General features: G+C 74.1%; 6 protein-coding genes. All 6 read left to right on the top strand.

The annotated features are described in order from the left end of the window. Positions 1 to 132: 132 nt before the first annotated feature. The 6 genes from ACIBU0_RS13470 to ACIBU0_RS13445 are packed head-to-tail and all read left to right on the top strand — an operon-like array spanning position 133 to position 13915. On the top strand, positions 133 to 1881 hold the full coding sequence (locus ACIBU0_RS13470; protein ID WP_398816345.1) for a non-ribosomal peptide synthetase: 1749 nt from the start codon (positions 133 to 135) through the stop codon (positions 1879 to 1881). Then, positions 1878 to 3332, top strand: coding sequence for a condensation domain-containing protein (locus tag ACIBU0_RS13465; protein WP_398816342.1), 1455 nt, complete (start codon positions 1878 to 1880; stop codon positions 3330 to 3332). The genes ACIBU0_RS13470 and ACIBU0_RS13465 overlap by 4 nt, the downstream gene beginning before the upstream one ends. Next, positions 3329 to 4240, top strand: a complete 912-nt coding sequence (locus ACIBU0_RS13460; protein ID WP_398816339.1) for a sugar phosphate isomerase/epimerase family protein — start codon at positions 3329 to 3331, stop codon at positions 4238 to 4240. Before ACIBU0_RS13465 ends, ACIBU0_RS13460 begins: the two co-directional genes overlap by 4 nt. Further along, positions 4237 to 9393: an amino acid adenylation domain-containing protein gene (locus tag ACIBU0_RS13455; RefSeq protein WP_398816336.1), complete on the top strand. Its 5157-nt coding sequence runs from the start codon at positions 4237 to 4239 to the stop codon at positions 9391 to 9393. The genes ACIBU0_RS13460 and ACIBU0_RS13455 overlap by 4 nt, the downstream gene beginning before the upstream one ends. Beyond that, positions 9390 to 12950, top strand: coding sequence for a beta-ketoacyl synthase N-terminal-like domain-containing protein (locus ACIBU0_RS13450; protein WP_398816333.1), 3561 nt, complete (start codon positions 9390 to 9392; stop codon positions 12948 to 12950). The genes ACIBU0_RS13455 and ACIBU0_RS13450 overlap by 4 nt, the downstream gene beginning before the upstream one ends. Then, positions 12950 to 13915: a 3-oxoacyl-ACP synthase gene (locus ACIBU0_RS13445; protein WP_398816331.1), complete on the top strand. Its 966-nt coding sequence runs from the start codon at positions 12950 to 12952 to the stop codon at positions 13913 to 13915. The genes ACIBU0_RS13450 and ACIBU0_RS13445 overlap by 1 nt, the downstream gene beginning before the upstream one ends. Positions 13916 to 13957 lie beyond the last annotated feature (42 nt).

The following is a 13957-nucleotide window of genomic DNA, read 5'->3' as shown; positions in this document are numbered from 1 at the left end:
GGGGAACTGCTTGGCGTTGCCGGAGTCGGCCCACAGCACGGGGGAGTGGTAACGATGACTTCTGATCATGCTTCTGACCTGTCCGGAAACCTCTGGTTTCCGCGTGGAATCAGTACTCTGATCCAGGAGCGGGTGGCTGCCCACCCCGACGCCTCGGCGGTCTGTGACACCGCGGGCGCGACGCTCAGCTATGCCGAACTCTGGGAGCGGTCCGGGTGGCTGGCCGCCGATCTGGCCGGCCGCGGGATCGGTGCCGGCGATCGCGTCGCGCTGGCCCTGGGACGCTCGGTCGATTTCGTGGTCGCGGTGCTCGGCGTGATCCGTGCTGGGGCCGCCTACATACCGCTGGAGCCGATGGCCCCGCCCGAGCGGGTGGACGGCATCCTCGCCGATGCCGAACCCGCCGTGATCCTGGCCGCGCCGAATCCGGTCCCCGCTCTGCCGACGACACCGGCACCGGTGGTCACCGGTCTGCCCGACCGTGACCCGGGCACCCCGCTCCCGGACCCCGCCTCCGACCCGGAATCCGTCTTCTACATCGGCTTCACCTCGGGTTCGACGGGCCGGCCGAAGGGCGTCATGATTCCGCACCGTGCCGTCGAGCGGTTCGCCACCGCACCGAACTACATCCGCTTCGAACCGGGCCTGCGGGTCGCGTGTCTGGGGAACCCGGCGTTCGACATCATCCTTTTCGAGGTCTGGACCACCCTGGCCGGCGGCGGGACCGCGGTGGTCCTGCCGGACGCCGTCGACATCCCGATCACGGACTGGGCCGCCGTGCTGACCGGGGAGCGGATCGACATGCTGTTCCTGACCACGGCGCTGCTGGAGATGATCGTCCGGGAGAATCCCGGCGCCTTCGCCTCGGTGCGGACGGTGATCTTCGGCGGCGACGTCGTGGACCCGGGCGCACTGCGCGCGATCTGCGCGGCGCAGCCGCCGCACGAACTCGTGCACGTCTACGGTCCGACCGAGACGGCCACCTTCGCCAGTTCGCACGTGTGCCGGGGCGAGGAACTGCGCGACGCTCGCCGGGTCCCGATCGGCAAGGCGGTCCAGTCGACGACACTGTCGCTGCGTGACGCGGACCTGCGACCGGTGCCGTCCGGCGAGGTCGGCGAGATCTGCATCGGCGGGCCCCAGGTCGCACTGGGCTACCTCGGCCTGCCCGAGCTGACGGCGGAGCGCTTCGTCGTCCTGCCGGACGGCGAGAGAACGTACCGGACCGGTGACCTGGGGCGGCTGCTCCCGGACGGCACGTTCGACTTCGTGGGCCGCGTGGACCGCCAGGTCAAGGTGCGCGGCTTCCGGGTGGAACTGGGCGAGATCGAGGCGGCCGCGCTGCGCACCGGTCTGGTGGCGGCCGTGGTGGTGGAGCGGGTGGGCGAGGGACCGGAGGCGCACCTGGTGGGCTTCGCGGCCCCCACGGCCGAGGCCGATCCCACCGGTCTGCTCGCCGGTCTCGTCAAGGCTTTGAGTCAGACCCTGCCCGAGTACATGGTCCCCCACCGGTGGCAGCTGTTGCCCACGCTTCCGATCAACTCCAACGGGAAGGTGGACCGGACCGGGCTGCTGGCCGGCCTGGCGGAGTCCGCGGTCGCGACCCCGGCCGGCGTCGCGACAGACTTCGCCGAGCCGGAATCAGAAATCTGCGCCCGCCTGTGCGAGGTCGTGGCCGGCGTGCTTCACCTCCCGCAGGTCAAGCCCGAGGACAACTTCCTCGATCTCGGCGGCACCTCCATCCTGGCGCTGCAGGCGGCAAGCCGGCTGCGCAAGGCGCTGATGTCCGACGTGCTGCTGAACCCCGCCGAGATCCTGTTCGCGGACAGTCTCAGAGACCTGAGCCGAAGCCTCCTCGACCCGACCGACGCCGCACAGTGAGGGGCGAGTTCGGGGCGGCGCCGACGCGTCGCGCGGCCAGGACGGCGCCGCTGTCGTCGGCCCAGGAGTCGCTGTGGTTCCTGCGGGCCGCCGATCCGGAGGCGACGACCTATCACATACCTACGGTGATACAGCGACCGCAGGGCATTGACGTCGGCATCCTCCGTGCCGCCCTGACCGCGGTCGCGGCGCGTCACGAGATGCTCCGGACCACGTTCCCCGTGCGGGACGGCGGGCCGGTGCAGCGGATCGGGGATCCCGGCCCGATCGACGTCGAGGTGGTCGATGTGCACGATCACCCTGATGCCGAGCGTTTCGTGCTGGGCGATGCCCGGGACCGGTCCGCCGCGGCCTTCGATCTGGAGGACGCACCGCCGCTGCGTTGCGTGGTGTGGCAGGGACTGGCCTCCGGCGACGCGGTACTGCTCTGTGTCCACCACATCGCCATCGACCAGTGGTCCCTGGCGGTTCTGGTCGAGGACCTGGTCACGGCCTACGACGCCGTCGAGGCCGGGACCGACGTCCGGCTTCCCGAGGTCCCCCTCCAGTTCGCGGACTTCGCGGCCTGGGAGAGGGAAGCGCTCGACACCGATCGGGCGCGCCGGACGGAGCGGGAGCGGATCGCGGACCTGCGCGGTTACCCGAACCAGCTGCGGCTCGGCGCGCCGCCGCCCGGCGACGCCCCGCAGACCGGACCGGACAGCGAGCGCGGGCTGCTCGACCTGATGTTCCCCGAGAGCGTCGGCGAACTGCTGCCGCGACGGGCCCGGGAGCTGCGGGTGACGCCGTTCCTCCTGGCGCTCGCGGCCTTCCAGGAGACGGTGCGGCGCTGGTCCGGTCAGGAGCGGTTCCTGATCGGCACCACGTTGACCCAGCGCTCCGGCGCCGAGCTGGACCGGACCGTCGGCTACTTCCTGAACACGGTGCCGCTGCGCTGCCGGGTCCGGGCGTCCGCGAGTTTCGCAGAGCTCTGCGCCGTGGTCCGCCAGGAGTTCACCGAGGGCATGCGGTGCCAGTCGACGCCGTTCGACCGCCTGGTCCGGGGACTTTCGGTGAGCCGTGTCGGCCGGCCGCTGACGCAGCTGGCGTTCAGCGTGCTGCCGGCCGGGCCGGCCGAATCCGTGGGCCCGTGGCGCGAGTTGCCCGTTCCTCCGCTCGGCAGGGCGGCGTTCGACCTCACCGTGCTGGTCGCCGCGGGCAACGGCCGGCCGGCCGGGGTGATCGAGTTCGACCCGGCCGTCTGTCCGCGGCAGACGGTCGCGGCGCTGCATGACGACTTCACCACTCTGTTGGCTGCCGCCCTGGCCGACCCGGGTCTCCCGGTGTCCCGGCTGCCGCTGTCCCCCCGCCCCGGCGGCGGATCACAGGGAACGCTGATCGGGCCGCAGCTGGATCTCGTGACCATGGTCCGTGGCCGCGTGGCGACCACGGGGAAGAAAGGACGCGGATGACCGAGCAGACCGTCGACCAGAGTGCCGGGACAGCCCCCGAGGTGAATGCCGAGCCCTGGAAGGCCAGCGTGGGCCTGGTCGTCGACCAGGCGTACCTGGGCTCGCCGTACACCGGCGTCGACGCGTGGCGCGCGGCTGCGCAGGCCGGCGCGGAGTGGCTCAGCGTCGTCGTGGAGGCGTATGACCTCCCCGAGGAGAGGATCCACCAGCTGCGCGACGACGCCGACAAGGCCGGCATCCCGATCAACCTGGTCGCCTGTCCCGCCTTCGGGCTGGCCGACCCCCGCGACGCGGTCCGCGACTTCAACCTGGAATGGGCCAAGGCCCAGGTGGACTTCGCCCGGGGCGTCGGCGCGCGCCGGGTGAAGGTCCTGCTGGGCGAGTGGATCTGGAAGGGCAACTGGTCGAACGAGCTGCAGTGGCAGCTGGTCGTCGAGAACCTGCGCCGTCTGTGCGACTACGCGGAGCAGCACTCGATCATGGTGAGCGTCGAGCCGGAAGCGCTGGAGAACGCGTACGTCAACGACACGTACACCCTGGTGCAGTTGCTGGACGATGTGGCCTCGCCGGTACTGTCGGCGAACGTCGACACGTCCCACCTCGTGGTCCGCGCGGTCCACCCGAGTGGAATCAGGCTCCTGAAGGGCCGACTGGACACCGTCAACTTCTCCGACTCCAACGGCCGCTGGCACGAGCACCTGCCGCCCGGCACCGGCGTGAGCGACATGGCGGCCTTCGCCGCCGAGGTGACCAACGCCCGGCAGTCCGACGACGCGCTGGTCGCGGTAGTGGTCGGCCCGTTCGCCGACCCGGAGAACGCCTACGAGAAGGTGGCCGCGTCGGTGGGCGCCACCCGTCGGCTGTTCGGTGTGCCCCTGGATCCGGCCGACGGCGGGACGGGTCTGTGACACCAGGCGCACCGGATTCCCGCACCGAACTGCTCGACCTGGTCGACACGCAGCTGGCGACCGCCCCGGCGAGCGCGGGCGTCACCTGCGGCGGCCGGTTCACGCCCTACAGCCGGATCGACGCCTGGGCCCGGGAGGTCGCCGACGCCCTGCGAGGTGCCGGCGTCGACCGCGGCGACATCGTGCCGGTCGCATCCGGCCGGGGCGCCGCCATGGTCGCCGGCTGGCTCGGCGTGCTCCGCGCCGGGGCCGCCTACCTGCCGATCGACATCGACCTGCCGGACGAGCGCGTCGCCTACCTGGCCGCCGACAGCAAGGCGCGGGTGGCGCTGGTCGACGCCTCTCCGGGCGCGCCGACGGCGGCCTTCGACTCCAGCGTGACCGTGCTCGGCATCGACGATCTGCCGATGCCGGTTCCGTCCGCGGGCCCGGAGCCCGGCGCGGACACCGGACCGGCCGGCGCGTCGGCCGCCGGCCCCGAACTGGCCGAGAGCGACCCGGCGTGCGTCCTCTACACCTCCGGCAGCACCGGCCGGCCCAAGGGCGTGGTCATCGATCACGGGACCCTGCTCCAGGCGGCGCTGCGCTGGTGCTGGCTGTTCCCGTTCGAGCGCGGCGACCGCATCCTGTCGGCTGCCTCCGTGTCCTTCGACGCCGGCAACGCCGACGTCGCCGCGGCGCTGGTGTCCGGCGCGGACCTGATCCTGGCGACCGACGCGCAGCGCCGCGACCCGGCACTGCTGGCTCCGCTGCTGACCGCCGAGCCCGGCGTGAGCGCGATGTTCGGGACCCCCAGCGCCGTGCACGCCGCGCTGGCCGACGTCGCCCCCGGCACCGGCCGGGTGCGGCACGTCGTCATGGGCGGCGAGGTGCTCACCGGCGCCCGGGTCCGCGAGGCCCGCGCCAAGCTCGGCTGTCGGGTCACCAACGTCTGGGGCGTCACCGAGGCCCCGGCGATCACCACGACGCACACCGCCGACCCGGACACCGATCCGGAGCTGCCCGGCATCGGGACGCCGGTCCCGAACACCCGGGTCTACCTGCTCGGCCCGAACCTGGAACCGGTGCCGGACGGAGCGGTCGGCGAGCTCTACATCGCCGGCGCCGGAGTCGCCGGCGGATACTTCGGAAATCCCTCCCTGACAGCGCGGCGCTTTCTCCCCGACCCCTGGTCCGAGATCCCCGGCGCCCGCATGTTCGCCACGCGCGACCTGGCCGTCCTGCGGCCGGACGGCGGACTCGAATACCGCGGCCGGGCCGACCAGCAGGTCAAGGTGAACGGGAACCGCGTCGAGCTCGGCGAGGTACAGGCGCTCCTGGAGGCCGTGCCGGGCGTGCGGAGTGCGGCGGTGCTCGCCGATCGCGAGGCCGACCGCGACCGGCTCGTCGGCTACGTCGAGGTCGACGAGTCCGCCCCGCCGACCGCCGGGCAGGTCCGCACCGCCCTGCGCCGATGGCTGCCCGCGGCCGTCGTCCCCACGTCGGTCCGGGTCGTCGCGACCATGCCCCGCTCCGCGCACGGGAAGCTCGACGTCGCCGCGCTGCGCTCGGCCCCGTGGCGGAAGCCGGCCGCCGCGGCGGACGAGAACGGACCGAACCCCGCGGACCGCTCCGCCGACCACGATCTGTCCGTGCGCCTCTTCGCCCGGGCCCTGGGCCGGGACGAGGAGACCGCCGACTTCGCGGCGGACGCCGACTTCTTCGCCCTCGGCGGCACGTCGATGATCGCCGCACGGATGATCACCGAGGCTCAGACCCCGGACCGCCCCACGCTGGCGCTGCGCGACTTCCTCGCCGACCCGACGGTCGGCGGGCTCGCCAAGGCACTGGCCGCCGCGGCGTCCCCGTGCCCGTCCCCGGAAGCCGCGGCATCGGGAACCGCATCGTCCCCAGCCGCTCCGCCGGACGCCGGACACTCCGACAGAGCCGACGACACGTTCCCGGCCGACAGCGCCCAGCGACGGCTCTGGATCCTCAACCAGGTTCCCTCCTACCGGACCGCGTACCTGGTTCCCGGCGTGCTGGAGCTGACCGGGCCGGTGGATCCGCAGACGCTGTGCTTGGTGGTGCGGCGGGTGCTGGAACGGCATCCCATGCTGCGCGCCCGCTTCCGTCTGGCCGCCGACGGCCGCGGCGTCGAAGGCCGGCTCGGGCCCCCGCCCGACGTCGGCCGCCTGGATGCCGCCGGCCTGGATGACGCGGCGCTCGCCGCTCACGTCGACGCCCTGTGCGGCGACCCGTTCGACCTCCGTGACCAGGCGCCGGTCCGGGCCGAGGTGATCACCCACGGCGCCCGGACACTCCTGGTGCTGTGCGCGCACCACATCGCCGTGGACGGGGTGTCGCTCCGCTTGCTGCTCGGGGAGATCGCCACGACGTACCGGGCCCGTCGATCCGGCGCTCCGGACGCGGCGCTGCCCCCGACCCGGCTGCCGGCGCCGCCCGCGACGACCCGGGAGCGCACCGACGACCTGGTCGCGTCGCTGCGCGGCGCGCCGACCGACGTGCTGCTGCCGCACGACCGGCTTCGGCCGCAGACCGCCGACACCGCCGCCGCCTCCTGTCCGGTGCCGCTGGACACCGCGGTGGCGGCCCGGATCACGGACTTCGCCGCCGAGCACGACGTGAGCGTGTTCATGGTGCTGGCGGCGGCGGTGGCGGTCGCCCTGGCCCGCCGCTCCGGACAACGCGACTTCCTCCTCACCTCGCCGTGGGCCGGCCGGGAGGACGCGGACCGCGCCGAGGCGATCGGGATGCTGGTCAACACCCTGGCCATCCGGGCGGACCTGAGGGGCGCCCGGACCTGGACCGACGTCCTCGACCGCGTGCGGACCTCGGCGCTGACCGCGTACCGGCACGCCGACGTGCCGTTCGACGACGTGGTGGCCCGGCTCCAACCGGAGCGGGACCTGAGCCGGCCGCCGCTGACCCCGGTCGAGATCTCGCTGTCCGACGGCGTCCTGCCGCCGATGGACCTCGGCGCCGGCGTCGCGGCCCGCTGGCTGCCCACCGGGTTCGCGCGGGCCAAGTACGAACTCGTCGTCGACGCCCGGACCACAGGCGCCGGGCTGGATCTCGCTGTGGACTACGTGACCGCGCTGTTCGACGCCGCCACCGGCGCCCGGATCGCCGCGGACCTCGGCCGTGCGCTGACCGACCTGGTCACCACCCCGACCGCAGGGCTCGGGCTTCCCGAGACCGGCCCGGCCCTGCCGGTGGCGCTCGGCGCGCTGCCCGGAGCCCCGGACGACACGCTGATCCACCGCGACACCGAACTCACCCGCGCCGAGCTCGACGCCTGGGCCTGGGGCGTGGCCACGCGGCTGCGGGCGGCCGGGATCGGTCCCGGCGACGTGGTACCGGTCGTCGCCGCCCGCGGCCCCGGGATGGTGGCCGGCTGGCTGGGCGTGCTGCGCGCCGGGGCCGCCTACACGCCGGTCTCCGCCGACGTCCCGCAGCCCCGGCTGGCGTACATCGCCCGGGAGGTCCGGGCCCGCGTGGTCCTCGTCGACGACGGCGCCCGCGCCGCCGTGGACGACCTGGCGGCCGTCGACATCACCGGCCTGAGCGGGCCGGCGACCGCGCCGCCGCCGGTCACCGGAGCGGATCCGGCCGCGGTCCTGTTCACCTCGGGCACCACCGGCCATCCCAAGGGCGTCGTGGTCACCCACGGAAATCTGACCTCGTACATCGCCGCCATGCACGGGACGTACCCGCGCCTGGTCGGCACCCGGCACCTGCTGGCCAGCACCGCCGACACCGACTTCTCCGGCACCGTGGTCCTCGCCCCGATCGCCACCGGCGGGTCCACGGTCATCGCCGATGACGCCGAGTGCCTCGACGGCCGTCTGCTGGCCGACCTGGTCCGTCGGCACCGGATCGAGGTCGTCAAGTTCACGCCCTCGCACGCGGCGCGGCTGCTCGACACCCCGTTCGGCGCCGCACTGCGCGCTGTCGACGTGCTGGTGCTCGGCGGCGAGCCGATCACCGCCACTCTGGCCGGGGCGCTGGCCGCGGCGCGCCCGCCGGGCACGCTGACGATCAACCACTACGGCCCGACCGAGACCACGATCGGCGCCGTCACCCACGTGCTGGACCCGGGCGTCCCCGAGGCGCCGCCGGTGGGCCGGCCGCTGCCGAACGTCAGGGTCCTGGTCCTGGACGAGGACCTGCGTCCCGTGCCGGACGGCGAAGCCGGGATGCTCTGGATGGGCGGCCCGCAGGTGACGGCCGGCTACCTGCGCCGCCCCGCCGAGACGGCGCGCGCCTACCGCCTCCTTGCCGCCGACGCCGGGGCCGGGCCCATGTACCGGACCGGCGACGTGGCGGTCCGGTCGGCCGATGGCACCATCCGCCTGCACGGACGCATGGACGACCAGGTCAAGATCCGGGGCTTCCGGGTCGAGCCGGGCGAGGTCCGCGCCGCGCTGCTGGCCCTGCCCGAGGTACGGCAGGCCGAAGTGCTGGGCCACGAGGGCCGGCTGGTCGCCTTCGCCGTGCTCGACGGCGGCCGGTCCGCGGGCGGGGCGGCCGCCGGTGCGGACGGAGGGCCCGACGCCGCAGCCGGCCGGCACGTGCTCGACCGGCTGCGCTCGGCACAACCCGGCCACCTGGTTCCCGAACTCCTGGTTCCCGTCCCGGCGATTCCGCTGGCCCGGACCGGCAAGGCGGACCGGGCGGCACTGCGGGCCCTGCTGGCCGGAGAACCGGGCGCGGTGCCCGGCGTGGAGCATCGGGCCTCTGTCCCGCCAGGCGCATCCGTACCGGCCGCCGGGGCCTCTGGTCCGGCCATCGGCGCATCCGGTCCGGCCGCCGGCGCATCCGGCCCGGAGCAAAAGATCCGCGCCATCTGGTGTGCACTGCTCGACCGGCCGGACGTCGGGCTCGACCAGCCGTTCTTCGAGGCCGGCGGCAACTCGCTGCTGCTCATCGCGCTCCTGGAGCGACTTCGCGGACTGGGCGCCCGGGACGTGGCCGTCGGCGACCTGTTCTCGCACGTCACCGTGCGGGCGCAGGCCGCCCTGCTGGCCCGGGGCGACCTTCGGGCCGAGGGTGGGCGACCCGCCACGACGGGGCGGCGCGACGGCCTGGCGGCCCGGCGGAGCCGGGCGCGAGCGGGGACAAGCCAAGACAACGGGGTGCGTGAGGGATGACGTCACAAACCGACATCGCCGTGATCGGCGTCGCGGGCCGGTTCCCGGACGCCTGGCAGCCGGCGGAGTTCTGGCAGAACGTCCAGGACGGACGGGTCTCCGTCCGGGAACTCGATGACGAGGAACTCCGTACGGCCGGAGTGAGCGAGGACATGATCGCCGCGCCGGACTACATCCGGTTCGGTACGCCGCTGCCCGGCTACGACCTGTTCGCGGCCGACTTCTTCGGCATCACCCCGGCCGAGGCCGAGGTCACCGATCCCCAGCAACGGCTGTTCCTCGAAGCCTGCTGGGAGGCGCTGGAGGCGGCCGGGCACGCCGGCCGGAGCCGCGAGCGGCTGGTCACCGGCGTCTACGCCGGGGCGAGTTTCAGCACCTACGCGATGGCCCAGTACCTCGCGCGGGCGCGGGAGACCGGGTTCTCGGCCTTCTCCGACGGGGACATCCGCCGTGGCAGCCTCCCCGACTTCCTCCCCGCGGTCGTCGCCTACCGCCTCGGTCTGCGCGGCCCGGCGATCTCGGTCCAGACGGCCTGCTCGTCGTCGCTGACCGCGGTGCACCAGGCGGTGAACGCGCTGCTCGCCGGGGACTGCGACCTGGCGCTGGCCGGCGGCACCTCGACGGTGCACCCGCCCGACGGCCACCGGCGCGACCCGGCCGGGATCATGTCGGACGACGGCCAGTGCCGCAGCTTCGACGCAGCCTCGACCGGCACCACAGCCGGCGCGGCGGTGGGCGTCGTCGTGCTCCGGCGCCTGGCGGACGCGCTCGCCGACGGCGACCCCGTCCTCGCCGTCGTCAAGGGCAGCGCGGTCAACAACGACGGCCCCGACCGGCCGGGGTTCACGGCGCCCAGTCCGGCCGGGGTGGCCGACGTGGTGTCGACCGCGCTGCACACCGCCGACGTCCCGGCCGACCGCCTGATCTACGTCGAGGCGCACGGCTCCGGCACGCCGCTGGGCGACCAGGTGGAACTCCTCGGCCTGACCCGCGGGCTGCGCCGGACCACCGCGCGCACCGGATTCTGCGGCCTGGGCTCGGTGAAGGCGAACATCGGCCACTGCGGCTCGGCGGCCGGGATCGTCGGCATGATCAAGGCCCTGGGCATCGTGCAGACCGGCGACATCCCGCCGCTTCCGCATCTGCGCACCCCTCGCGATCCGGGCCTGCTGGCCGAGAGCCCGTTCGTCCTGGACACCGTGGCCCGGCGGAACGCCGCCGGCGACAGGGCCGTACTGGTCCACTCGATGGGGCAGGGCGGGACCAACGTCGCCGTGGTGCTGGAGCCGGCACCGGAGGCGGTCCGGACCGACCCGTCGGGCGCGGCCGATACGGTCGAGCCACCGGTTCGGCTGATCCTTTCCGCGCGCACCCGGGCCGCCCTGGACGCGGCATCCCGCGAACTGGCGGACGAGTTGGCGGCCGGCCGGCACCGGCTGCGGGATGTCGCGCACACCCTGCGCGTGGGGCGGCGGCACTTCGAGCATCGCCGGGTGGTGAGCGGCGACCGGTCGGCACTGATCGCCGCGCTCCGCGTCCCCCGGCCGCCCGCGGCGCGGACCGCGCTCGTCGAGCCGCGTTCGGCCCTGGTCGTCCGGACCGGCGACGGCACCGGGCCGACGCTGATCGCCGACGCGGTGGCCCGGGCGCTGGGGTGTGCGGTGACCGTCGCGGACGCGGCGGCCGAGCAGATGCCGCCTTCCGAGCGCGAGTTCGTGATCGTCGTCGGCCCCGGTGCGGCCGCCGCGCACCGCCACGTCGTCCAGTCGGCGACCGACGCGGACGACGACGAGATCGCCGGCCTCGTCGACGTGGCCCTGACCGCCGCATGGCTCGACGGCGTCGACGTGGACTGGTCGACGTCGACACCGGCTGCGGCCGGTGCCCGGCGTGTGCCGCTGCCGACCTATCCGTTCCAAAGGCGGCGGTTCTGGGCGCTCGACCGCATCCGGCACGTCTTCGCCGCCGGCGGGGCGACCGTGCCCGGCGGTTCCGTCGAAGGCGGCGCCCCGGCCGCGGCGGTCGGAACCCGCCCCGAGCACCTGGCATCGGCCGTGCCCGCGTCCGACGATGTCGAAGCCGATCTGGTCGGGCTGTGGCAGGAGATGTTCGGCTTCGCCCCGGTCGGTGTGACGGACGAGTTCTCCGCTCTCGGCGGGACCTCCCTCACCGCGACCCGGATGGCGCTGGAGATCGCGCAGCGCCACGACGGCTTCCAGGTGAACCTGCACCGCGTCGGCGGCACCCGGACGACGGTGCGTCGCATCGCCTCCGTACTCCGCTCGCGCGGGCTCGGCTCCGCCGCCTACGGCTCCGCCGACGCCGAGGGCGCACTGATCGACGACGACCTCGACCTGCCGCTGGGCACGGCGCGCCCGCCCCGGCCGGGTCCGCGCCGCGCGGTGCTGCTGACCGGCGCGACCGGCTACGTCGGCGCATTTCTTCTGCACGAGGCGCAGCTCGCAGGCCACGACGACATCCGCTGCCTGGTGCGCGCCCGTGACGAGGCACACGCCTGGGAGCGGGTCCGAGCCGCAGCCGCCGGCTACGGTCTGCCCGCGCCGGACCCCGAGCGGGTCCGGATGGTGCCCGGCGACCTGACCGACCTCCGGCGGGCGCTGGACGGGCCGGGCAGCGGGCCCGGCGGTGGACTCGGGCGCGCCGTCGGCCAGATCCTGCACTGCGCGGCGAGCGTCGTCTTCACCGAGACCTACCGGACGTTGCGCGCCGAGAACGCGTTGGCCACCGCCGACCTGCTGCGGTGGGCCCGGGAGAACGGGGTCCAGGACTTCGGCTACGTCTCCTCGCTGGCGGCGTGCTCGCCGACCGGCCCCGACCTGCCGATCGCCGAGACCCGCGCGCAGCCGCTGGCCGACCGGGCCGGCGGGTACGGCACCGGCAAATGGGTCAGCGAGCGGCTGGCCGAGCGCGCCGAACGGGACGGGATGCGGGTCCGGATCTGGCGACCGGGGCTGATCCTCGGCGACTCGCGCAGCGGTGCCTGCAATCCCAAGGACATGACGTGGCGGCTGATCGTCGCCGGCCTGGCCGTGGGCGCGCACCCGGCCGACGACCGGCTGCTGTACTCGGCCCCGGTGGACGTGGTGGCCAAGGCGATCGTGGCCGGGCTGACCGAGCCCGGCGCCGTGGGCCGGGCCCAGCACCTGGTCCACCACGAGCCGCTGTCCATACGCGGCCTCTTCGCGGCGTTGTCCGCAGCCGGGCTGCCGACCGCGCCGCTTCCGCCGGCACGGTGGCAGCAACTGGTCCGCGAGCGGGCACTGGACGCCGGCGACGACGCGATCGCCCCGGTCGCGCTGCTCGGCTTCGACGAGGAACTGGGCGACGTGGTCCGGGTCGAGGCGGAGGCGTGGCGGGGCTGGCTGACCCGAAGCGGACTGAGCTCCGCCGTGGACGGCCCGGCGCTGGCCCGCAGCATCCGGTGGCTGGCCGGCACCGAGGGCGGGATGTACCGGGAGTTGCTGGCGGGCGTCGAAGGGCACGGGGATTCCCCGCGCCACACCGTCGGCGCAGCGCTCGGAAGGAAGGTCGTGTGATGGACACCCCCATCGGCATCGGCGATATCGGCGTTCTGCTGCCGGACCGCTTCGTCACCCCCGCCGAGCTGGCCGAGGCCGAGCAACTGGACAGCGGTCAGCGGGAGTTCGTGGAGCGCTCGGGTATCCAGACCGTCGGCGTGCTGGACGAGGAGGCCCGGATCCTGGCCGCCCGGGCGGTCCGGACGCTGGTCGCGGACACCGGCGCCGATCCGGACGTGCTGGTGCTGGCCGCACCGCGGTCGCCGGACGTGCTGCTGGGATCCGACGTCGCCGCCGTCCAGTCCGCCGCGGGACTGCGCCGCGCCTTCGGCTTCACGGTCGACGGCCTGGGCTGTGTCGGGTCCAGTGCGGCCTGGGCACTGGGCGCCGACCTGCTGCGCGCCGACCCCTCCCGATCGTCGGTGATGATCGCGCACGCCAGCCGCCCGACCGGACCGGACCGGGTCCGGTTCCCGGTCACCGTCGTCGGCGACGGCGCGTGCGCGATGACGCTCGTGCCCGGCGGGCGCCCGGTGCTGCGGGCGCACCGCGCCGAGATGGACGGGCAGTTCCATGACCTGTTCCGGGTGGACTACAAGGCCGGCCCGGCCTACGAGTGGCGCGAGGTCTGCGACGACGTCGACGAGTACCGGTTCAAGCTCGCGCTGCACAGCCGGGACAGGCTCAAGCGGCTGGTCGACCAGGTCCTCGTCGATGCCGGCGTCGACGCCGACCGGGTCGCGGCGACCCTGATGCAGAACGTCACGGCGGGAGCCTTCGACTTCTACGAGAGTCTGCTCTCCCTGGACATCCACGACGTCTGCCGCGAGAACCTGCGCCGTTACGGCCACCTCGGGGCCATGGACGTGGTGCTCAACCTGCGCGATCTGCTCGCGGGCGGCGACCTGGCGCGCGGCGACCTCGTGCTGGTGCTGAACAACAGTCAGGTGGCGGCCTGGGCCGTGACCTTGTGGGAGGTCTGATGCGGCCAGGTGCAGTCCCAGTGACGGTCCGGAGACTGCGGA

The sequence above is a fragment of the Streptomyces sp. NPDC049627 genome, assembly GCF_044465645.1.
Lineage (GTDB): Bacteria > Actinomycetota > Actinomycetes > Streptomycetales > Streptomycetaceae > Streptomyces.
Note: the sequence above shows the minus strand (reverse complement) of the source record. Positions and strands in the feature narration are given on the sequence as shown.